The following is a 21,917-nucleotide window of genomic DNA, read 5'->3' as shown; positions in this document are numbered from 1 at the left end:
CAAGCTTGAGTGAAAGCCACATAATCTGCATTATCAGAAAAGGCATTATCCCACACATCATCACAACCGCTAAAATTACCCCCCTCTGGTCTTTGCAAAGTTCCTTCTACACGCATAAAATATGGTGGGTCGGCAAAGATTAAATCAATACTATCATTTGGAATAGTCTTGAGCAATTCTAGGCTATTGCCTTGCAAGATTTGGTTGAGTGGTAGTTTATTATTCATTGTTCTAGCTCCTTTAAGTTATGTCCTAATGGAAAAAGCTCTTTTCTGAGTTCTACATATTCGGTTTTATCAGAAAGAAGTTTTTCGATTAACTTAGGATAGTCAAGTTTTATTTTTAAAAGTGCATCTTTAATTTCATTGCTTGTATCAAAATCTGGAACACTCAGTATCTCTCTACTTCTTTCTTTTTTATTGTTTTGTAAGTATGAGATAATTTCATTCCAAATATCCATTCTATTAAAGAGCTGTTCAAACAATTCTTTGCCATAAAAAATATTAATAATAACTTGTTCATCAGTATTATTTTCTATTTGTTCTGCATAGTATTTTTTATTTTTCTTTAAACTTTCATCACTAAACCACATTGAAGCAATAATTTGATAGTTTGGATATTGCTTTTTGAGTAATTTTATCTTCTTAATTAAATTTGCATATTGTCCTCGTTTTTTGGTACTATCATGATCATCTCTTACTTTTTGTTCTATCAGATAAATAATCTTATCTGTTTTGAAAATTTGGTCAGCAGATAATCTATTATTGGATTCATCAACTCCTAGATTTTTGTTTAAATTTGTATATCCCATATCTATAATATATTCTCCTAAAATTTCTTCCATAAAATCTCCAAATTTGATTTCACAACTTTGTGTAACATTCTGTATAAGTTTTGTTTTTGCATTGGTAATTCTAAAGATACCAATATACCGCTTTGGGTTTTGCAAAACGGTAAGCACTATTTCATAATTAAGGTCTTCCCCAAAAACTTTCTTATTGAGCTTATTTTTAAAGTTTTCATAAGTCATTTTATACCCTTACCATACCAATTTTAAGTTTGAAATATTTGTATAACAAGGAATATTCAGAGACAATATTTTCATTTTTACTATCAAACGCTTTTTTATAATCCATATTCTAGCCCTCACCCTAACTTTTTAAAATCATATTTATAACACTCACGCTTCATAAGGAATAATCTTATATTCCAAATCATTTTCTTCAAGAAATTTTTTCACGCCATAATCTATAGTGTGGCAACTCGTTACAAAGACTCGATACACTTTTCGTTTGGCAAAAATCTTTTGATTCTGCTCAAGATACGCGGCACAATCCCCTAGAAAAATCCTTAAATGTTCTTGCTTGACTTGAGATTTTTCCCAATTTTTACATTGAATCAACACTGCTTTTTCGCCTTTACTTGCATTTATAAATTTCACCCTCTATGAGATATTCCTGCGAATCCCAAAATGAATTCCAACCTTTTTCCATATTTAATATATACAAAGTATCTCCGCCTAATGTCGCGGATTTGTTTTTCAAATCATTGAGAGCAGATTCTCTCAAATCTAGCAGACTCATAGAACTCCAAGTGTCTATTTTTTGCCCAACTTCTTGACCCAACAAACGACAATCTTTAGGCTTTTCATTTGTTATATTTATGCTTTTAGCTTGAGGCAATAGGTGGGTTTTTGATGTGCAGCCCACCAATAGGGCTAAAACGATGCAGTATTTCATGGCTCTCTTACCAATGAAAACAAAATTTTTACTTCCTCCCATCTTCTAGCACTTTAATTTCGCCATTAGATTCCACTTCTAAAACCACATAGGGCAAGCCTTGTTTGTTGAGCTCTTGCATAAAGGGGTCGGGGTCGTTTTGCTCCATATTCCACACGCCCGCACCTTGCGTTGCATTTGAGCGATAAATCGCGGATTGTTCGCTGTCGGCTTGGTCATTTAGGTTTGCTAAACTCCCTTCGCCCCCAGCTCCAAAACCACGATTTCTCATCTCAACTGCTTCTGCATGATTCTTTTGCAATTCAAGCGCATTATCAATCCCCTGATATTCTCCACCTTTTGGCATATCCGCATTTAGCTTGAGACGCTCGGCATTAAAAGATTCCACATCAAAACCAACGCCAGAATCAGCAGAATCTAAAGAATGTGTATCTTGATTCTCATTAGATTCTAAAATTCTAGTATTTGCGGGTGCGCTTGTGTGGTTTTTTGCGGATTTTGAGGGTGAGGCTAGACTAGTGGTCTGCGAACCCTTGAAATCCGCAAAATCTGCGCAATGGTATCCCAAAGACGAATTTTTCACCGCCCCAACACCCCATTTGCCCTCACATATCAACTTCGCCCCAATCATCGCCGGCACGCCCGTAGTATAGCTCACACCTTGGGCATTAACTTCTTCATAACATTTCTCGTGCTCGCAAACATTATAAATATAAATAGTGCGCTCCTTGCCGTCTTTTATGCCATGCATATAGCAGCCGATGTTGGTTTTACCTTTCGTGCGAGGAGCAAGGCTAGCAGGATCGGGTAAAAGTGTCTTTAGCACCTCAATAGGCACGATACTCCCGCCCTTATGCGCTACAGAATCCACCCGCAAAAGCCCGACATTCTCTAAGCATTTCATATGTGTAAGGTAAGATTCCCCAAAAGTCATAAAAAAGCGAATCTTGCGCAAACCTTTGATGTTTCGAATTAAAGATTCTAACTCCTCGTGATAAAGCAAATAGCTATTTTTCACCCCCACTTCAGGGTAATCCCACTCTTTCATCAGAGCTAAAGGTGCAATGTCGCGCCATTCTCCGCCAAAATAGCGCGTTGCCTCTTTGACGCTTTTAAGGGACTCTGCGCTGTCGGCTTGGTCATTTAGGTTTGCTAGTCTCGCTCTCTCCTTCTCCGCAACTTCTTGCTCCCAATGCCGCTCCTCCCTCTCAAACTTGCGATAAATCGTATCTTCTTGCAAGTCGGGGTTGAGATTTAAATCCCTTTGGGAAACGAGGTTTTTAGAATCCGCATTTTGCGATTTAGAAGCAGAATCCCCGCATTCTAAGATTGTAGATGAAGCTTGTGGGTTGTGCGAAGTAAGCGAATGAGGCGTATTAGACATACGCCGCAGTGAAGCGTCTGAAGCACTCCCGCAAGCTTCACTACAAGCTGAATGCGAAACCCAATAGCGGGCTTTAGAGCTCACCTCCCGCAAATTAATCTCCGGATTAAAGTTCGTAGCAAACGCATAGCCGTGATCGCCGGCATTACAATCTAAAATATCAATGCTATAAATCTCATCAAAATAATGCTTCTGGGCATAAGCGCAAAATACATTCGTAACGCCCGGATCAAAGCCACTGCCCAAAAGTGCAAATATCCCCGCTTGCTTATAGCGCGTATCATACGCCCATTGCTCCTTATACTCAAAATGCGCAGAATCAGGGTGCTCATAATTGGCGGTATCAAGGTAGTGAGTGCGTGTGCGTAAGCACGCCTCCATAATGCTTAAATCCTGATAAGGAAGCGCGACATTTACCACTAAATGCGGACGATACTTCTCAATCAAAGCCACAAGCTCCTCCACACTATCTGCATTTACATAATCAATATCTATCTCCCCATATCCCTTCGCGCGGATAGAATCTGCAATAGCCTTGCATTTGCTTAAAGTACGCGAGGCGAGAATGATTTGCCCAAACACATCTCTATTCATCGCCATTTTGTGCGCCACTACACCCCCTACGCCCCCTGCTCCAATTTGTAAGACGACTTTTTTATCCATTTGCTCTCCTTTAAGCTCTAAAATATGTTTATTGTAACATTTTTCTTTATATCAGCACTTTTCTTTTAGCCCATAAGGGGCTTTAATGCCTCCACATAAAACAAATATGCTATGATTGTGGCATTTTATTTCAAGGGTATTGTATGCTGCTATCTATTGCTATTTCTCAAGCTTTTGAAGGGTATTTGTCCCTACAAAATGTAATCCAAAACGACTTTGAGCTAAAAGGCATAGCCCCTTTAGAATCTGCCCAAGCTTCGCAAATAAGCTATATAGACCAAGATAAATATGCGCATTTACTCCAAGATTCCCACGCTGGAGCGGTGCTTATCCGCCCAAACTTGCTTGATAAAGTCCCTCCGCATATACAGCCCCTCATCGTAGAAAATCCTCATCTCGCATTTGCCTTGCTCTCCGCACTTTTTGCCAAATCTGGCTTTAGCCTAGAAAACCATACCCCCACACTTCACGCTCCCTCTCAAGATGAGGCACACACTCCCGCTCAAATCGCCCAAAGTGCGGTTATTGGCAAAGATGTGCATATTGGAGCAGGCAGTGTGATTATGCCACATGTGGTTATTGGTGATAATGTCCATATTGGCACAAATTGCAAAATCTACCCTAATGTGGTGATTTACCCCGATAGCATTATTGGTAATCGCGTATGTATCCACGCTGGGAGTGTGATAGGCTGTGATGGCTTTGGCTATGCGCATACAAACGCCGGAGAGCATATTAAAATTGAGCATAATGGAAGAGTGATTATAGAAGATGATGTCGAGCTTGGCGCAAATAATACCATTGATAGAGCGGTCTTTGGTGAAACGCGTATAAAAAAAGGGGCAAAGATAGATAATCTTGTGCAAATTGGGCATAACTGCGTGATTGGCGAGCATAGTATTTTGGTCTCTCAAGTGGGGCTAGCAGGCTCTACGACTACAGGACGCAATGTCATTATGGGTGGGCAAGCGGGCACGGGAGGGCATGTGCATATTGGAGATTTTGTGCAAGTAGCAGGGAGGGGAGCCGTGGGGAAAAATCTCCCCCCGCATACCAAATGGGGCGGTCATCCGCTTATGGAGCTTGATGAATGGATGAAGTTTTTTGTCTCCTTGCGCAGAATGCTAAAAAAGGCAAATAAGCCCTAATCCCTCATATATTTAAAGAATCTACCCGCCACAAGCGGACTTCAAGCCTTGCTTGATTTAATCGCTTGGGTTAGAATACTTCACTTCACTTTATTACTTCACCTTAAAGGATACGCAATGACTTTACAAGATATTATTACTTTCTTAGATGAAAACGCTCCGAACACACTTTTAGCCACTTTAGGCACTTGTGGGAATCCTCGCCTACGACCTGTGCATAGCCCACTTTTATATAAAGGCAATCTCTACTTCTGCACTTCTGTAGAAAAAAACTTATATAAACATATTCAAAGCCATAGCGGAGTGGAATTATGCTCTCTAGCTAAAGATGGCACATTTTTACGCATACGAGGCAAGGCTACCCCAAGCGATGACCTAGAGGCAAAAAAGGCGATGTTTGATAAATTTGAGATTGTCAAAGAAATCTACAAAGAGCCTAGCAATCCTAAGTTTGCTATTTTAGTCTTAAGTGAGCTAAGCGCAAGAAAGCAAAATCTTCAAGGAGAATTTGAGACATATAAAGCCTAAATGCTTTAAAGTCCGGGCTTTAAAAAGGCTTTTAAGGAGCTTAGTGCTCTCTAGCCTTATCTTGGGCTTTAAGCTCTTAACTTCCCTTATCCATTTTCGCTTTTCTCCTTTTTTGCGTTTATAAATCCCTCTAAAATGCTCCCACTCAAAGCCTATGTGAAAGATTATCTTTAAAGGCGTTACAAAAAGAACAAGGAATAATTAGAATAAAAATTATTAAATTTAGAGTTTTACTTACATTTAAATTTTTCAGTTAAAAGATACTTTTATAATTTTTTAGCATAAGGATAGCATATGAAGAAATCTGTTGTTATAGTAGGTGGCAGTATAGCGGGCTTAAGTGCGGCTTTGGTATTAGCTTCGGCGAAGAATAATGAGCTTGATTTTGACATTACCATTATTGATGATGGCAAGGCTGATTTAAATGCTGTGGCAATTTATAATGTCCCACTTTTCCCTAAAGGCATTCAAGGCAAGGCGATTATCGAGCATACCAAAAAGCAAATTGCAGATTTGCTAGAAGTGAAATATGTTGATGGCAACGCTGAAGAAATTAGCGGCTCTAAAGGTAGCTTTAGCACTAAGGGCAATGGCTTTGAATACAAGAGTGATTATGTGATTTTAGCTACAGGGGCTAGCCGCTTTGATATAAAAGGTCTAGGCGATATTGTCAAACCCCATGAACTTATGAATAAACCGGGTAAAATCCGCCTCTCACACACAGGACGCCAGCAAATTAAAGATGGCATTTATGTAGGCGGGCTTGCTTCAGGCGTTACTACTATGGTTACTTGCGCTATGGGAAGTGGAGCGGAAGCGGCTTGTGCGCTTTTAAGCGATATACACGGGGCGGTAAGCATAGTGCATGACACTCCCACTACAAGGAAGTAGCACCCCTTTAAGATTCTCTTGCCCCTAAAGAGAATCTTAAGAAACTCCTCCATTTCCTTACGCTCTTTTCTCTAATACAAAAACACTTTTGCTTTCCCAATTTCATATTCATTTACAATTCATCTGCAATAGCGCATTCTACTTTTGCCTTAGCCTTTTCTAGCAATATCTTTGCCTCTGTTCGCAGAGCAAAGCTTTGAATGATTTTAGATTCTATGGTTTGTTGAATCTGTTTATTAAGGATTGGGATAAGCACATTTTTAATCTCATCAAGCTTCCAATGTGCAATAATCGAACCTCCACTATCCCGCTCCGCTTGAAGCTTGGTTGTAAGGGAGTTGAGAATCAAGGTTAAATATTGTGGCAAAATAAGGTTTTTGTCTTTTATCTGCAAATGCAAAATCGCCCCGCTTGTGATACATTCTAAATCTTTTTCTAAACAATAAGCAAGCCCTATACTCCCATCTTTGCTTAATAAAATCATATCTTTTTTCGGATATAAGTTTTTTAATTCTTTTTCATTAAAATCTGCCGAATCTAAATAGATTTCACTTTGATTGATTCCAAAATGGCTAAGATTACTCACACGAATAAAAGGGATTCCGCTTGTCCTGTAGCTTTCACTACCGGGTTCTATGGATTTTTTGATTTCTACCAAATCTCCCAATCTTGCATAGTGTTTAGATTTTTTCAAATGTTCATTTTGTTCATATTTGGTTTGATAATATTCAGAATCTAATCTACTCGTTTTTAGGAAAGATTCTTTTAAGGTTTTAATCGCGTAATTTATGGGTTGGGTGTTGGCATTGCAAGATTCTTGTGCGAATGAATTCGCACCTCCGGTGTTCGAAACTATCGTTGGAGGTGCGACTTTAGTCGATATTCTGTATTGCAAAATACGAGTTCTTCATATAACAGCCATTCACCCAAACGATATTCCTGCCTTGACTCTTTAAGTTTGGATTTGATTTGCGGGTAATAGATTCTAAAGATTTTGCTTATTAAAGAGGGCATTATTTTTTCCCCGCACAATAGCAGATTCTACTTTTGCCTTAGCCTCTTGGAGTAGGGATTTTGCCTCTTTGCGTAATGCGAAGCTTTTTTGAATATGAGCGGCGATTTGGGTTTGAATCTCTAAGGAGATTTTGGGGATAAGTATATTTTGTAATTCCTCTTTGGAAATAGCTGTTAAAATTGTCCCACTTGGAAATTTTTTCAAATATTCTTGAAATATTTGAGATTTAAACAAAACAAGCAAGGTTTCACTGTTGATAGATTGTGCTTTCAATACATAGAATCCTGTTGAAACAATACAATTATCAAATTCTTCAGTAATTAAAGCACAACTACTCAAGCTCCCCTCAATACTAGAAATAATCAAGTCCCCTTTTTTAACAAGTCGTCTAGCCCTTGTAGGGAGATTTTCTCCTAGCTCCTCTAAAGGCTCATTAATATTGCCATTACCTCCAATGTTTGCAAGCTCTATATAGCGATATTTTTCTTTAGCATTTGGAGTAAAATTAGAATCCTTAATCTCAATAAGGGTTAATGCCATAAAACCGCCTTGATAGTTTTTGATATATGATTCGATTTTGTCATATTTGGTTTGGTAATATTCGCTATCCAGCCTACCAGTTTTGAGGAAAGATTCTTTGAGTGTGCGAATGGAGATATTTATAGAATTTTGCTTATCTTGCAAAAGACTTTGCAAGGGATTTTTAGGGTCAAGCCCTAATTCTGCATATAAAATCGCTTCTGCCTCTTTATACAACTCTTTGCTTTGTTCTAGGGAAAAATGAGAATCTTTAACAAGCCTTTCAATTTCTAATTGAAATTCCATAGGAAGCAGGGGGATTAAAAGCTTTTTATAAAAAGCAGTCGGCACTCTTTGTCTCCCACTTGATCCAGTCATATTATCAGCAGCAATTTTTCTTATTGATTCTCTATTTAAATAGCAAAATACAAATTCTTTTAAAAATCTTGAATCTTGTATGCGAAATACATTAAATTCTGTACTACCAAAACCAATTTTATTTTCCAAATCAAAGGCTATCCCACATTTCCCGCGTTCCATACAAGGGGTTATTTTTGCAATTAAAATATCATTTTCAGCAAAATAGGTATAGCCTTTTTCGAAATCTTGTATTTTTCCGCATTCTCTATCATTAATAATTCCATTTCCCAAATTTTGCATTGATAAAAAAGTAACTTTTGTATTCTTGTTTAAATGCGAAATTTCAGTTTTTGAAGGATTAATAAGTGCAATTTTAGATAATTTTTCGTATGCAAAATTCTTATTAAAATAGAGGTTTGATTTTTTAAAAGGTTCGCTATCTATTCTGAAGCTCTCATTATCCTTTTGCACTTCGCTAAGTTTTAAGACACTCACTTCCAAATGTGAGAATTTATCTTGCAAAGTTTGCTTGATACTCATCTTCACTCTCTCCAAAAACTCAAGTTTTCAGCTTTTGCAAATGCTATAAAGGCTTCAGCGATTCCAACTTTTTGTAAGGCTTGGTATTTTTGAGCTTGTTTTTTAAATTCTTGCAATCTTGCGTCAAATTCCTCCTTGCTCTCGCCCTTTTGCAAAAGCGGTTCACCGCCTTCTAAATGCGGATGAAACAAATCGTGCTTTACAACCAAATGCCCGTGAGAATCTAAAAGCGGGTAATAAATCTTTTCTCCTGAATTATCCTTGCTTGGCTCGCTCATCGTCGCAAAGAAAATATTATAATCTTCTTTTTTAGGGCAAAGCTCCCCGCCCTTGCCGTCATCTCCGCCCCATTTTTGTAAAAAAAGCACAGAGGTTTTTGTGTTTGTGTGCGGCTTAAATACATTGCCGTGTAGTCCTACAACTGCTAAAATTCTAGCCTTTGTAGCAATAAATTCTCTTATGTATCTATCGCTTGAGTTATTAAATCTGCCTTGAGGTAAAACAATAGCCATACGCCCTCCCGGTTTTAACATATCTAAATTGCGTTCAATAAACAAAATATCGCGTCCTACTTTGTTTTGCACCTTGCCACTAGAATCCTTTCTAAGCTCATATCTAGCCAAAATCCTACTCTCTTTAATATCTCCTGCAAATGGGGGATTTGCCATTAAAACATCAAAATTAAAATCTCGATTTTCATCTTTATTTGCCCTTAGTTTTTTGAGCTTCTTAAAGCCCTCATTATAGACATCAGTCCAACTCTCATCTTTTGTCCATTCTTCCCAACGCTCATAATCAATAGAGTTAAGATAAAGCACATTGCTATGCCCATCACCTGCGATTAAGTTAAGCATTTTGGAAACCCGCACACTTCGCTCATCAAAATCCACACCAAAGATTTTTTCTTTGACATAATCCTCGCATTCTGGGATTTTTTTCTCCGCTGTGAAAAGATGACTTGCTTCAACGCCCTTTTCTTTGTAAATTTGCTTCCACACATAAAAACAAGTATGGATAGGAAATCCACAACTTCCACTTGCAGTATCTATCATACTTTCTTCTTTTTTGGGATTAAGCATTTTCACGCACATATCTATCACATACCTAGGGGTGAAGTATTGCCCTTTTTCACCCTTGGCGGATTTATTGACAAGGTATTCAAAAGCGTCATCAATAACTTCTAAATTGGAGTTAAAAAGCTTTGTTTCCTCTAAAGAGCTAACGCAAACGCCTAAATGCGAGGGGGAGAGTTTGATTTTTTCATCTTCATTAAAAACACCCTCCCATTTTTTCTTCGCTTTGTCAAAAAGCTTTTCTATTTTAACCTTAAGCTCTGTATCGCTTTCTCCATAGTTTTTAAATTCAAGATTGCGGTTTTTGTCCCTTGCTCCCTCCAACTCATCATAAAGCTTGATAAAAATCAGTTTAAAAACTTCCTCAAATACATCAACTCCAGCATTTGCCAAAACCTCATCTTCCATTTCTGTAACAATATCTTTTAAACTTCTTTTTTGCATTATCAAAATGTCTGTTTTTATCAAATCATCAAAAGTAAAAGGTTGATTTAAAATATCTTTTAAGCTTTTGTCGTTTGTAGGAATATTAGGGATAGATTCAAAATAATTAGGATCTTTGCGGTGATAATAGCTCACTTGAGAACCATTGCTCCATACTGCTATGGTTGCACCTGTGGCGTTACAATAACTTTTAAGCTGCTCTTTGCCGTCTTTGAGCTTTGGCTTTTTCACCTCTATGATGATATAAGCTGAAGTGATTTCAAGCTTATCCATTACGACAATATCTGCTCTTTTTACCTCGCGTCCAAAATGCACAGAATACTCAACTTGAATTCTGCTCTTAGGATAATGGTATTCATTGATGAGCTTATCTAAGTAAAGTTGGCGGACGATTTCTTCGGGTGTGAGTTTGATCTGCCTATCTCTTATAAGGCAATCAGTATAAAGCCCCCCCCCCCGAACTTGAATTTTGTTTATCAGTTTTAGCAAAAGCTCTAGCTTCTAATCTTTGAATAGCCTCTTGACTAAAAAGATCTAAACTATAAGCCGAATCTTTCAAAACACTTGAGATTAACATTGTAGCTTCCTTAATTTTAGAAAAAGTTTGCCTGAGTCGTTTAGTTTTTGACTTTATTGGTCTTTGCTTGGTGGAGATTTTTATTTTTCGCCATACTTCCCTCCTTGTGTGAGGGAGTTATAGCACTTTATGAAAAACCATACTTAAATATGAGGGGCGCAGAAATCTTTTGCTATATTTGAGCATTAGATGAAAGGGTTTATGGGAATCTTTAGTAGATGGGGGAGATTCTTTGCCCTCTATGGGGGTAAAACGTGACAAAATGGCTTACCCGCAAGGGAAATGAGTTTGTTGCCTCTTACAGGCGGACGTGAACGGAATCTCATCATACAAAGGGCTACCCCTTGAGAGAGTAGCCCTTATTTATGGCTCTTATAAACCAATGACGCCTACCCTTTGGCTTTTGTATTGAGAATCTAGGGCTATATCTATCATCGCGCTTGCATAGCTCGCATAGCTTGCCTTACTCTCGCCTTTATCATTCACTTGGAATTCCTCGCCAATAATCTTATACGCGCCCTTTGGCTCATCGGGGACAAACACAGCAGGAGGGCTTACAAATACCCAATTTATGGCATTTTGCGTTCTTAAGAAGTTTAAAACCTCACCTTGTGCGTCCGCTAGAGGCTTGTATTCTTTAGGGAAATCTGGGGTTTGAGATAATGTAAGCTTGTGTGAGCTATCCATATATAGGCTTCCTGCCCCGCCTACTATGAGGAATTTCGCGCTATTGTTTTGCAAAATTTTGCTTAAATGCTGGATAGCTTTGAGATGGAGCTCTAATTTCACCCACTCTCCAAATGCACTAATGATAATGTCAAAACCTTGCAAATCTTTTGCTTGTATGTCAAAAATATCTTTTTTAATCACTTTCACAGAGGGCTCAAAGCTCGCCTTGCTTGTAGGGCGCACAAAGGCACTTACTTCTAAATGGCGCTCTAGGGCTTCTTTCACTATGAATTGTCCTGCCTTGCCACCTGCGGCTAAAATAGCTACTTTTTTCATTAATACTCCTTAGGGTTAATCTTGTTCTCTTTAAGAACTTACAAATATTAATATACTTAGTTAAAAAATAAAATAATATATTTTTTTATAATATAGTTATATTTTTATGACTGAAGTATTTTAGGCATTTCTAGCACATCATTTGAGAAAATGATAAAAACTTTTATAAAAATATGTTATATTTGTAAAGAATATTTATTCATTTATCCCTATTTGAAAGTAGCTTTATGAAACATACTTTTTGCTCTCCTTGCCCCGTTGAAACCACATTAAACCTCATAGGCAATAAATGGAAATTCCTCATCATACGCGACTTGCTAACCGGTAAAAAACGATTTATGGAGCTTAAAAAGAGTATTAGTGCGACAAAAAATCAAGATATTTCGCAAAATATCCTTACCCAAAACCTAAGAGAGCTTGAAGAAGCGCAAATCCTAACAAGAACTATCTATCCCCAAGTCCCCCCGAAAGTCGAATATTCTCTCACCCCATTAGGGGAAAGCCTAAAGCCCGTTTTGGAGAATCTCGCCCTTTGGGGAGAAGCCTATAAACAACACAACAAGGGCTAAGCTTCATTGCAGCAAGATTACATTATCTTACTTAAGGGAGAGGTCTAGAAAAATTTAAGTTAAAATTAAGAAGTGAATAATTTTAGATTAAATATAATGACGAAAATATTCTAAGGATTAATACAAATGAAATATTCCTTTGTTGATTTGTTTGCTGGAGTTGGTGGATTTCATCTAGCATTTAGCGGGGGGGGGGGCATAAGACAGAATGTCTTTTCGCCAGCGAAATAGATTCTAAGGTATGTCAGACCTATACTTTAAACTTTCCCAAAACTGCTCTTTTTGGCGATATTACCTCAAAAGCTACGCAAAGGCAAATTCCTTTCCATTTTGATATTTTATGTGCTGGTTTTCCCTGTCAAGCTTTTAGTATAGCTGGTTATCAAAGAGGATTCCAAGACACAAGAGGAACATTGTTCTTTGAAATAGCCAAAATTGCCAAAAAGCACAAACCCAAGGTTTGTTTTTTGGAAAATGTTAAAAATCTTAGAAGGCACGATAAAGGCAACACCTTTTCGACTATCAAATACACACTAGAATCTTTGGGTTATGTTGTGTATGATAGTATTTTAAATACTGCTACACACGCTAATATTCCGCAAAATAGAGAAAGGCTATTCATTGTAGCTTTTTTAAAGAATCGAGTAAAAAATTATGAAAATTTTAACTTTCCAAAACCCATAAAACTTACAAAAACTATACATAGCTGTTTAAACCTACAAAAACAAAAAGATGAATTTTACTACACTCCCAAAAGCCAATATTATGAGTGGCTCAAACAAACCGTAACTAAAACAGATACGATTTATCAACTTCGAAGAATTTATGTGCGTGAGAACAAATCAAAACTCTGCCCAACATTAACCGCAAATATGGGGACAGGAGGGCATAATGTACCAATTATCAAAGATGATTTTGGAATTAGAAAACTTACCCCCAGAGAATGCTTTAATTTTCAGGGCTATCCTCAAACATTTAAACTCCCCAATCTTCCAAACTCTAAGCTTTATATTCAGGCTGGAAACTCCATAACCTTGCCTTTGGTTAGAAGAATAAGCAAAGAAATTCTAAAGGTGCTAGATGATTAGTTTTTATCAATTAGATAAAGACAAAAATCTAAACTATGTTAAATCTTTAAAAATTATTTCTAGCCTCTCTAAACTTTTTAGCGAAAATTCTATCCCTTTTTTACACTACAGAATAATGGAAAATGTGTTTTGCGATTCTTTTAATGCAAAAAATTTAAGCCGTTCAGATACAGCATATGATGCAAAAATCAAGAATCTAGGAATAGGCTTGAAAACGTTTATTTGTGATAAAGATTCGAGCATTCAAAAAATAGCAGAATTCAACAAGGATTCAGGTTTTTTAAAAAAGCTAAAAAGCGATGAAGAGTTGGCCATAACTTTGGCGAATTTAAGAAATGAACGAATGGCTCTAGCAAATGATTTATATGGCATTACAGAATCTTTGTACCACTGCATAGCAAGGGCAAATAATAAACTTATATTTTTTGAGACAGACTATGAAAAAATAAATATAAGTAATATAACAAATATAAAAAACACAACAAAAAGTTTAAGCTTTACAGATGGAATTAATGAATATTATTTCAATCATTCAAAGAGCGTTTTGCAAAGAAAGTTCTATATTCCAAGTCAACATTCAAGTATTGGGATAAATATTATCGAAAATCCTTTCGAAATACTTTTGCTCCTCCAAAATGATATTCTACAAACAAAAAACACAGAGAGCAAAACTGCTGGTATCGACTATGTAATTTTACCCCTATACAGCAAAAAAGACGAAACGAAACTTGTGCCCGAAAAAAGCGGATTGAATCAGTGGAATGCTGGGGGCAGAAAAAGAAGTTGGGGTGAGCTCTATGTTCCTATACCAATCATTATTCACAAGCTATGTCCTTCATTTTTTCCAGCAAGAGAAAAGCCATTTAACCTTAAAACTCCTTTAGGTGAAAATCTTTGTGTAAAACTTTGCCAAGATAATGCCAAAGCTTTGATGAGCAATCCAAATACAGCTCTAGCAAAATGGATATTGCAAACCACCCTAAGACTCAAAGAAAATGAACTAGTAACTTATGAAAGAATGCGGGCTTTAGGATTTGACTCTGTGATAATCAATAAAGAAAACAACTTAGAATACACGATAGATATAATGCCCCTCAATTCCTATGAAAAATTTATAGATAAAATTCAATAGACATTTATCGCATTATCAAATTTGTGTTTTTTTAGACGCATTTCAAACTACGAGAGTGAAAACCTCTTAAGCGCGCTATTAGATGAAATATTGCTTAAAGATAGTTTCTCTTCTTTGTGCTATGCTGTGCATATCCCGCTATCTAGGCTTGTAAATAATGTAGAAAACTTGCAAGAGATGGCTTGGATTGACTTTATCAACAATACTCTAACGCACATTGACTTTGTGATTTATCATAAATTCAACAAAAAGCCCATACTCTGCATAGAAGTTGATGGCTTTATATATCATCAAAACCCCAAACAACAAAGAAGAGATACTATGAAAGATAGAATCTTAGAGCATTATGGTATCGCCCTATTGCGACTCCCTACCACAGGTAGCCAAGAGGCGCGCATTATAGAAGAAAGGCTAAACTCCTTACTTTAAGCAAAGACCTTAGCTTTACCCTCTATCTAGCCATATACGCATAGTGCTAAAAGGCAAATAAATCGCCGCTAAATTTGCGCTTTGCTCTAGGGGCTTATATGCTCTGTAGTAAAATGACATTTTATTTCTGCTCCCTTTTGCCTATCTTTTTATAATCCTTGCTAATAGGGTTTAGCAAATCTTTATTTGTCCTTATCATCTCATCATAAATGGCGATTTTATGCTCAAGCTTTGCCTTTGCTTGTGCGATAGAGTGAAGCTGCTTATTTAAAGCCTCACTTTGCTTTAAAAGCATTTCTCTTCTTTGCTTGGCGCTTTTTATACCTTGCGTGATAAGGATATTATAGGTTTTAATATCCTTGATACTCATACCCATAACGCGCAGACAATCAATCCACACAATCCACTCCACGCCCTTTTTATCAAAATACTTCACCCCTTGCAAATCCTTTTGCACAAACAAATCAAAGAGCCCATTCCTCGCCCAAAATCTCAAAGTATGCTGTGAAATCCCCGTTTGCCTAGCCACCTCAATGATCGTATAAGCCATTTTGCCTCCTATTGCCCCACTCTTTGGGCTTGCTCTGGTGGGTATCTATCACCTATAATGATGATTTTATCAAGCTTTGAATCTAGCATTTTTAAGTCATTTTCACTGAGATTCACATTTAAAGCCTCTAAATTTTCACTCAAGTGTTGGGCATTGCTTGTGCCAAAAAGCGGGACAATATAAGGCTTTTTGTGCAAAAGATAGGCTAGGGCTATTTGTGCGGGAGTGGCGTCTGTGCCCTGTGCTCCCTTAGCCTTGCTAAAGGCTTGCAAAAACTCGATGATGTGATAATTTTGCCTCATCGCCTCACTTTGAAATCTTGGGAAAGTCGCGCGGTTGTCGTTGTTTGGGTCAAATTTAGAATGTTCATTGAGCTTGCCACTTAAATAGCCGCGATTTAGGGGTGAATACGCCACAAAACCTATGCCAAGCCGCTCTAAAGTAGGGAAAAGCTCACTTTGTGGAGCTCTGTGCATAAGGTGATATTCGCTTTGCACAGCTGTGATGGGGCAGATTTTATGGGCTTTTTCTATGGTTTGTGCGCTTAGCTCACATACGCCAAAACGCGCGACTTTCCCCTCTTTGATAAGTGCTTTTACACAAGTTGCCACCTCTTCAATAGGGGTTTTAGGGTCAAATCTATGCTGATATAAAAGCGGGATTTGCTCTAAATTTAGCCTTTTGAGGCTTTGCTCTACGACTTGGCGGATTCTTTTAGGGCTGCTATCTAGCTCGTTTCCATCTTCGCTAAAGCCAAATTTAGTGGTGATAAAAATATGTTTAGTATAGGGCTTTAACAGCTCGCCAACTAACACTTCATTTGTATTTGGTCCATACACTTGAGCTGTATCAAAAAGATTTATCCCGCTTTCAATGGCTTTTTGCAATACCGCCAAAGCCGCATTTTTTGAGAGCTTTTTAGAGCGGTGATAATTTAGCCCCATACAGCCAAAGGCAAGAGCAGAGACTTCAAAGGCGGCTTTACCTGTGCCTAGAGTTCTTTTGGGCATTGCTTGGGCATTATAGGAGTTTTTAGCGGCAAAAAGTGGATTAAAGCCCACACTACTTAAAGCAAGGCTTAAAAGGGCTGAAGTTTTTAAAAATGCTCTTCTATTTTGCATCGTTTTTTCCTTATTTGATCTTTTTTAGGGCTTCTTGATATTCCTCATCGCTAACTTTTTCAAGCCAAAACACATTTTTGCCGTCCTTAGAATGCGTCAAAGCCAAATGCGAACCGCCCTCATTCTCACCTGCTCCGTGCCAATGTTTTAAATTTGGCGGACAGAGTATCACATCACCCTCATAAGCTACTTGCACAATGCCTTGCTCCGTGCCTGTAACAATCACTCCTTTAGTTACGATGAGAGTTTGACCGGCAGGGTGAGTGTGCCAAGCACTTCTTGCACGAGGGCTAAATTCAACCAAACCCGCACTAAAACCCTGCCAAGCATTAGCTTTAAACATCTCACTAATTTGCACCTCACCGCTAAAAATCTTGCTATCGCCTTTTGATTTTGCAAAATTTTTAGCCTCAATCAACTCTTGCTTAAGTTCTTTTTGCGAGGCAAAAGAAGAGCTTGAAGCAAGGATTAGGCAGATTAAACTACTAAAGATTTTTTTCATTTTTTATCCTTTTGAATGAATTTTTGAAAGTATAAAACCTGACACTAGGTGTTTGTCAAGTATTTATAAAGATAATTGTGCTTGGAGGCAATTTTTATCAATATCACATAAAATTCTAGTGATAAAAGACACAAACTCTCTTTTTTGCTATAATTCTCCCTTATTTTAGGCAGATGGGAGAAATAAAGTGATTTTTGAAAAACAAGATTATCAGCAAGAATGTATCGCCAATATTATTTCTCTATTAGAAAATTTTGATTTTATAAACCACGATGCAGAAACCCTTAAGGATTGTTTAGACAAATTCTATACCACGCACCATATGCCCTTAAAGAATCTAAGCCACAAGCTTAATCTTGATATTCTTATGGAGACAGGCACGGGTAAGACTTTTACTTATCTTAATCTTATTTTTGAGCTGCACCGCCATTTTAAGCAAAATAAATTCATTATTTTTGTCCCAAGAAAAGCAATTTTAGAATCTGTAAAACAAAATATTAAACTTACTAAAGATTATTTCTATACCCAATATAACAAACACCTTAAAGTGTATAGTTACAACGACACAAAGGCTATCATCAATCATTACATCAAAAATACTGATGAACTTTCTGTCTTAATCCTTACTAATAGTGCGATTGATAAAGGGGGTAATATTTTAAATAAAAGCAGTGAAACACTTTTTAATGCGGATAGTATTTTTACAAACATTGCCAATCTAAAGCCAATTAGCATTATTGATGAACCCCATTTGCTAAAAGGTGAGGCATTTAATAAGTATTTTTCACAGATTAATTCTTTGTATTTTCGCTTTGGTGCGACTTTCCCAAAAGAAAAAGCATATGAGCTAAGTAATATTGTCTATTGCCTTGATTCTATGAGTGCTTTTAATCATTATCTTGTGAAGCAAATCCGCACGCATACGATAATCCAAAATAATACCACGCCTTATCTCTTAAAAGCTGATAGCAAGGCAAAGAATGCGATTTTTTCTTATTTTTCTAATGGAATTGAGAAACAAAAAAAGATTTCCCTAACGAAGATTTAGGAGCGATAGATTCTAAATTTAGAGGGGTTTCTCTTGTAAAAATCACCAAAAACAAAGCCTATTTAGACAATAAAGAGCTTATAGAGACAAAGGAAAACTATGTTTTAGAGGAAAGTGAGATTCGTGCTTTGTTGCAAAAAGCCATTGATTTACATTTTGAAAAAGAAATGGCTCTGTTTCAAAGAGGTATTAAGGCTTTAAGTCTATTTTTTATCCCTAGTATTGATGATTTTAGAGGCGAAAAGCCTTTTATCAAACAAGAATTTGAGAGGATATACAAGCAAAAGCGAGAGGAAATTTTAAAGCAAGAACTTCTAGCAGAGTATAGAGAATATTTAAGTAAAGACTTTGATAAAGACAATATTTTACGCGTTCATCAAGGATATTTTAGCGGTGATAGCCTAAAAACAGAAAACAATAAAGAAAATATCGAAGCAAATGATGTGAAAATGATTTTAGAAGAAAAAGAAAAGTTGCTTTCTTTTCAAACACCTTTGCGATTTATCTTTAGCGTATGGGCTTTGCAAGAGGGTTGGGATAATCCCAATATCTTCACACTTACCAAATTAGCAAATTCTAGCAGTGAGACGAGCAGGCATCAGCAAGTTGGCAGAGGCTTAAGGCTTTGCGTGAATCGTGAGGGCAAACGCATTACGCGTTCTTTTGTAGATAACGATAGCGAATTTTTTGATATAAATTACCTTGATATGGTTGTAAGTAGTGAGGAGAGGGGCTTTATTGAGGGGTTGCAAAAAGAAATTGAGAATGCTAGTTTTTCTCTTAGTAGTGATGTTTTGGATAGAGAATTTTTAAAACATTTTAATTTAAATGAGCACCAAATTAATAAATTCTTAGTCAAACTAGAGGATTTAAAATTTTTAGAACTTGACAAAGAGAGCGATTCTTATAGAATCATCGCCCCCATTTATGAAGCCTTGCAAGAGCCAAGCATTAAAGAGCTTTTAAAAGAGCATTATAATCAAGTATTAGAAGCATTTAAACCAAGAGAAAATAAAAATGACTATGTGCAAAATGCCAACAAGCCTAAAGAGCAAATTAATATTAAGCCACATCTTGCAAAAGCATTTAAGGAGCTATGGCAGAGCATTAACGCCCAAGCCAAAATCGTGTATGAAAATATCAACCAAAAGCATTTAATAGAATCTATTATCAAATCTTTTAATGCAAATCCTATCGCTAAAGAGCAGATTCTCTATGAGAAAAAAGTCTATGATAGTAAAAATAATAAAATCATCACACAAAAAATAGAGCGCATAGCGACAAAAGACTATTCCCGCACTTTTAATAAAAACTTGCCACTCATTTTTATCGACTTTGCCAAAGCAAGTCAAAAAGGCAATGGTAGGGCTAATGGAGATTTGCCCTTAGGCTTTTTGCTAAAGATTTATAATCACCCAAAACTCAATAAACAAGGCTTTATAAACTCTCCCAAAGCAGCGTTTGAAGCCTTGCAAAATTGTATCAAAGAGGAATTGCATAAAAACTTGCTTACATCTGTAAGCTATGATTTCTCACAAAACACCTTTAGTAATGAGCAATTCCAAATCCTCTATGCTCTAGATGGCACGCCAAAGCCTAACATTGAAAAGCACAAACTAGGCAAATATATCACCAAAGACACACCAAGCGATAACTATCTCTATGAAAAAGTAGTGTGTGATTCTAAGATTGAAGAGGAAATAACCCTAGAACATTACACCACCCTAAGCGATAGCAATGCCCATTTAAATCACGCAATAGAGGTCTTTGCCAAACTTCCCAAGCTTAGTATCCCCACACCTTATAAAAACTACGAACCAGACTTTGCTTATTTGCTTAAAAACACGCAAGGGCAAAAAATCTTTTTTGTCTGTGAGAGCAAGGGGTATGAGAATCAAAGCGATATTCCCGAGCTAGAGCAAAAAAAGATTGAATACGCAAAAGTATTTTTCCAAAAGCTAGATGAGAGTTTGAGTGATAAAAACATTAAAGTAGTGTTTAATACGCGTATCAATAAACAAAATTTATTGCAAGTTTTGCAAGAGGTTATGCAAAAAAATGATGTAAAAGAACCCCAAAAGGAGCAACGATGATAGACAAAGATAAGGTAAAAGCGTTAGGATTTGAAATACTAGATTCTTTAAAAGCACAAAATCCACTCTATGATAATCTTAAAAGTAATTTCCCCCAAACCATCGATGCTGATGGCAAGCCAAACCTTAAAGCCATAGCTACACTTTTAGGCTTAAGCAATAAAGCAGATATGCAAGGCTATGAGCTAACCTTTAGTGGCAAAGGCTTAGCAAATGCGCTTTATTCCACACCTTGTGCCAAAGAGCTAAAGCTAGAATATATTTGTCATTCTAAAGCGTTAGATGAAGAGTCTTTAAAGAATCTATCCCATCAAGATTCTTATGCGGAAGCAGTTGAGATGAGAAATTGTGGTTTTCAAACTCGAGGCGAAGGGAGTTTAGCAAGCCTAAATGACCAAGCCGAGAGTGCAGAATCCGCAATTTATCGCTCAAGTGCAACGCATACACGAAATGCTATTATTAGAGGTGATAATCTTGATGTCCTCAAACTTCTTAAATCCGCCTATAGTGAAAAAATCAAAATGATCTACATCGACCCGCCATACAATACCAAAAACGACAATTTCATCTACCCCGATGACTTTAGAAAGGATTATCAAGAGATTCTTAAAGAAGTGGGATTATTGCAAGAAAATGAAAAGGGAGAATGGATAGAATCTGAAAGCTTAAAATTCTTTAAAAATATCACAGGGAGTAAATCCCATAGCGGGTGGCTTAGCTTTATGCTTCCGCGTCTTAAACTTGCAAGGGATTTATTGCGTGAAGATGGCGTAATTTTTATCTCTATTGATGATAATGAACAAGCCAATTTAAAGATTCTCTGTGATGAGATTTTCGGGGAGGAGAATTTTGTGAGTTGCCTTTCTATTGAGAATAATCCAAAAGGTAGAAAAAATTCCAAATTTATTTCTATAAGCAATGAATTTGTTTTAATTTATGCCAAAAATATAAATATTGCTGATAGTTTCAACAATGTAGTGAAAAAAGACAAAAAAGAAATGCTAAAAGACAAAAATGGCTATTATACTCTGGGTCAAAGGGTACTTGTTGGCAAGAGTAGTAATAAAAAAATAAATAATATAAAAAATGACAAAAATTATTCTGTCTATTACGATAGCTTAAAAAATAATATGATTGTAGAACAAGAAACAGAAGCAAATTTAACATTAATAAAAAAGGGATACGCAAGATATATATCAATTGACGATAATGGAAATTTGTTAGAAAATACTTATACATACAATAAACTAATAGAGTTATATAAAAATGATTCTCTTATCTTTAAAGCTGACACTATATATGAAAAAGATAGGAATATGTTTAAGCAACAGAAAAGCTTAATTGTGTCCACCAAAGAGTGGGATTTGAAAACCGAAAGTGCTAATTTTAAAACTGGTAATTTTGACTTAAAAGAAATATTTTCTATGCCAAAGAATTGTGATTTTATCAGAATGTTAATCAAAATGGCAACACAAACACCCCAAAACAACGAGCAATTA

Annotated in this window: 18 protein-coding genes and 3 pseudogenes; 9 read left to right on the top strand and 12 right to left on the bottom strand. The window is 36.6% G+C overall.

Translation table 11 applies throughout. The features are described 5' to 3' along the window. From CQA63_RS08560 to CQA63_RS10095, 5 genes and pseudogenes are all read right to left on the bottom strand, one after another. A pseudogene (locus CQA63_RS08560) lies at nt 1–227 on the bottom strand (site-specific DNA-methyltransferase); the annotation flags it as partial. After that, nucleotides 224–1,030, bottom strand: coding sequence for an HpyAIV family type II restriction enzyme (locus CQA63_RS08555; protein ID WP_104700541.1), 807 nt, complete (start codon nt 1,028–1,030; stop codon nt 224–226). The gene CQA63_RS08555 and the pseudogene CQA63_RS08560, both read right to left, overlap by 4 nt. 150 nt (nt 1,031–1,180) lie before the next feature. Beyond that, a complete protein-coding gene (locus tag CQA63_RS08550) occupies nt 1,181–1,405 on the bottom strand; it encodes a hypothetical protein (protein ID WP_233706664.1) in 225 nt (74 codons plus the stop codon). Nucleotides 1,406–1,418: 13 nt separating this feature from the next. Continuing rightward, nucleotides 1,419–1,739: a DUF4156 domain-containing protein gene (locus tag CQA63_RS08545; RefSeq protein WP_158655516.1), complete on the bottom strand. Its 321-nt coding sequence runs from the start codon at nt 1,737–1,739 to the stop codon at nt 1,419–1,421. 28 nt (nt 1,740–1,767) lie between these two features. Next, nucleotides 1,768–3,786 carry a saccharopine dehydrogenase family protein gene (locus tag CQA63_RS10095; protein ID WP_199770717.1) on the bottom strand — a complete coding sequence of 673 codons (2,019 nt, stop codon included), beginning with the start codon at nt 3,784–3,786 and terminating at the stop codon, nt 1,768–1,770. A gap of 143 nt (nt 3,787–3,929) precedes the next feature. Between CQA63_RS10095 and lpxD the strand changes: the two genes are divergently transcribed. The 3 genes from lpxD to CQA63_RS08520 all read left to right on the top strand — a co-directional run bounded on the left by lpxD (nt 3,930) and on the right by CQA63_RS08520 (nt 6,353). Continuing rightward, the gene (gene lpxD / locus CQA63_RS08530; RefSeq protein WP_104700539.1) at nt 3,930–4,934 is read left to right on the top strand and encodes a UDP-3-O-(3-hydroxymyristoyl)glucosamine N-acyltransferase; all 1,005 of its coding nucleotides are present in this window, start codon (nt 3,930–3,932) and stop codon (nt 4,932–4,934) included. A gap of 117 nt (nt 4,935–5,051) precedes the next feature. Then, on the top strand, nt 5,052–5,462 hold the full coding sequence (locus CQA63_RS08525; protein ID WP_104700538.1) for a pyridoxamine 5'-phosphate oxidase family protein: 411 nt from the start codon (nt 5,052–5,054) through the stop codon (nt 5,460–5,462). A 294-nt stretch (nt 5,463–5,756) separates the two neighbouring features. After that, nucleotides 5,757–6,353 carry an FAD-dependent oxidoreductase gene (locus tag CQA63_RS08520; protein ID WP_104700537.1) on the top strand — a complete coding sequence of 199 codons (597 nt, stop codon included), beginning with the start codon at nt 5,757–5,759 and terminating at the stop codon, nt 6,351–6,353. Between the two features lie 112 nt (nt 6,354–6,465). Here CQA63_RS08520 and CQA63_RS08515 read toward each other — a convergent pair whose 3' ends face one another. The 4 genes from CQA63_RS08515 to CQA63_RS08500 form a co-directional block, all read right to left on the bottom strand. Then, nucleotides 6,466–7,248 carry a restriction endonuclease subunit S gene (locus tag CQA63_RS08515; RefSeq protein ID WP_158655514.1) on the bottom strand — a complete coding sequence of 261 codons (783 nt, stop codon included), beginning with the start codon at nt 7,246–7,248 and terminating at the stop codon, nt 6,466–6,468. 90 nt (nt 7,249–7,338) lie between these two features. Next, a complete protein-coding gene (locus CQA63_RS08510) occupies nt 7,339–8,787 on the bottom strand; it encodes a restriction endonuclease subunit S (RefSeq protein ID WP_104700535.1) in 1,449 nt (482 codons plus the stop codon). A 2-nt stretch (nt 8,788–8,789) separates the two neighbouring features. Continuing rightward, nucleotides 8,790–10,793, bottom strand: coding sequence for a type I restriction-modification system subunit M (locus tag CQA63_RS08505; RefSeq protein ID WP_104700534.1), 2,004 nt, complete (start codon nt 10,791–10,793; stop codon nt 8,790–8,792). Nucleotides 10,794–11,253: 460 nt separating this feature from the next. Further along, on the bottom strand, nt 11,254–11,886 hold the full coding sequence (locus CQA63_RS08500; protein ID WP_104700533.1) for an SDR family oxidoreductase: 633 nt from the start codon (nt 11,884–11,886) through the stop codon (nt 11,254–11,256). Between the two features lie 227 nt (nt 11,887–12,113). Between CQA63_RS08500 and rrpB the strand changes: the two genes are divergently transcribed. The 4 genes and pseudogenes from rrpB to CQA63_RS08480 all read left to right on the top strand — a co-directional run bounded on the left by rrpB (nt 12,114) and on the right by CQA63_RS08480 (nt 15,104). Continuing rightward, nucleotides 12,114–12,455 (top strand): MarR family transcription factor RrpB, encoded by a 342-nt coding sequence (gene rrpB, locus CQA63_RS08495; protein ID WP_104700532.1) that lies wholly within the window; start codon nt 12,114–12,116, stop codon nt 12,453–12,455. Between the two features lie 126 nt (nt 12,456–12,581). Next, nucleotides 12,582–13,543, top strand: a pseudogene (dcm, locus tag CQA63_RS08490) (DNA (cytosine-5-)-methyltransferase). Then, nucleotides 13,536–14,675, top strand: a complete 1,140-nt coding sequence (locus tag CQA63_RS08485; protein WP_104700530.1) for a restriction endonuclease — start codon at nt 13,536–13,538, stop codon at nt 14,673–14,675. The pseudogene dcm and the gene CQA63_RS08485 overlap by 8 nt, the downstream one beginning before the upstream one ends. 21 nt (nt 14,676–14,696) lie before the next feature. Continuing rightward, nucleotides 14,697–15,104 carry a DUF2726 domain-containing protein gene (locus CQA63_RS08480; RefSeq protein WP_170128395.1) on the top strand — a complete coding sequence of 136 codons (408 nt, stop codon included), beginning with the start codon at nt 14,697–14,699 and terminating at the stop codon, nt 15,102–15,104. Between the two features lie 121 nt (nt 15,105–15,225). Here CQA63_RS08480 and CQA63_RS08475 read toward each other — a convergent pair whose 3' ends face one another. The 3 genes from CQA63_RS08475 to CQA63_RS08465 are packed head-to-tail and all read right to left on the bottom strand — an operon-like array spanning nt 15,226 to nt 17,277. Further along, a complete protein-coding gene (locus CQA63_RS08475; RefSeq protein ID WP_104700528.1) occupies nt 15,226–15,654 on the bottom strand; it encodes a MerR family transcriptional regulator in 429 nt (142 codons plus the stop codon). 8 nt (nt 15,655–15,662) lie between these two features. Continuing rightward, the gene (locus CQA63_RS08470; protein ID WP_104700527.1) at nt 15,663–16,775 is read right to left on the bottom strand and encodes an aldo/keto reductase; all 1,113 of its coding nucleotides are present in this window, start codon (nt 16,773–16,775) and stop codon (nt 15,663–15,665) included. A 10-nt stretch (nt 16,776–16,785) separates the two neighbouring features. Further along, nucleotides 16,786–17,277 (bottom strand): cupin domain-containing protein, encoded by a 492-nt coding sequence (locus tag CQA63_RS08465; protein WP_104700526.1) that lies wholly within the window; start codon nt 17,275–17,277, stop codon nt 16,786–16,788. Nucleotides 17,278–17,464: 187 nt separating this feature from the next. Between CQA63_RS08465 and CQA63_RS08460 the strand changes: the two are divergent. Together CQA63_RS08460 and CQA63_RS08455 are read left to right on the top strand one after the other, a co-directional pair. Further along, nucleotides 17,465–20,418 (top strand): annotated as a pseudogene (locus CQA63_RS08460) (restriction endonuclease). Beyond that, a partial coding sequence (locus CQA63_RS08455; RefSeq protein WP_147288765.1) for a site-specific DNA-methyltransferase occupies nt 20,415–21,917 on the top strand: 1,503 nt, incomplete at its 3' end. The pseudogene CQA63_RS08460 and the gene CQA63_RS08455, both read left to right, overlap by 4 nt.

This window comes from Helicobacter marmotae, assembly GCF_003364255.1.
Lineage (GTDB): Bacteria > Campylobacterota > Campylobacteria > Campylobacterales > Helicobacteraceae > Helicobacter_C > Helicobacter_C marmotae.
Note: the sequence above shows the minus strand (reverse complement) of the source record. Positions and strands in the feature narration are given on the sequence as shown.

Coding starts and splice junctions, on each gene's coding strand:
- CQA63_RS08555 (WP_104700541.1), bottom strand. CDS start 1,030: ATGACTTATGAAAACTTTAAAAATAAGCTCAATAAGAAAGTTTTTGGG.
- CQA63_RS08545 (WP_158655516.1), bottom strand. CDS start 1,739: ATGAAATACTGCATCGTTTTAGCCCTATTGGTGGGCTGCACATCAAAA.
- CQA63_RS10095 (WP_199770717.1), bottom strand. CDS start 3,786: ATGGATAAAAAAGTCGTCTTACAAATTGGAGCAGGGGGCGTAGGGGGT.
- lpxD (WP_104700539.1), top strand. CDS start 3,930: ATGCTGCTATCTATTGCTATTTCTCAAGCTTTTGAAGGGTATTTGTCC.
- CQA63_RS08525 (WP_104700538.1), top strand. CDS start 5,052: ATGACTTTACAAGATATTATTACTTTCTTAGATGAAAACGCTCCGAAC.
- CQA63_RS08520 (WP_104700537.1), top strand. CDS start 5,757: ATGAAGAAATCTGTTGTTATAGTAGGTGGCAGTATAGCGGGCTTAAGT.
- CQA63_RS08510 (WP_104700535.1), bottom strand. CDS start 8,787: ATGAGTATCAAGCAAACTTTGCAAGATAAATTCTCACATTTGGAAGTG.
- CQA63_RS08500 (WP_104700533.1), bottom strand. CDS start 11,886: ATGAAAAAAGTAGCTATTTTAGCCGCAGGTGGCAAGGCAGGACAATTC.
- rrpB (WP_104700532.1), top strand. CDS start 12,114: ATGAAACATACTTTTTGCTCTCCTTGCCCCGTTGAAACCACATTAAAC.
- CQA63_RS08485 (WP_104700530.1), top strand. CDS start 13,536: ATGATTAGTTTTTATCAATTAGATAAAGACAAAAATCTAAACTATGTT.
- CQA63_RS08475 (WP_104700528.1), bottom strand. CDS start 15,654: ATGGCTTATACGATCATTGAGGTGGCTAGGCAAACGGGGATTTCACAG.
- CQA63_RS08470 (WP_104700527.1), bottom strand. CDS start 16,775: ATGCAAAATAGAAGAGCATTTTTAAAAACTTCAGCCCTTTTAAGCCTT.
- CQA63_RS08465 (WP_104700526.1), bottom strand. CDS start 17,277: ATGAAAAAAATCTTTAGTAGTTTAATCTGCCTAATCCTTGCTTCAAGC.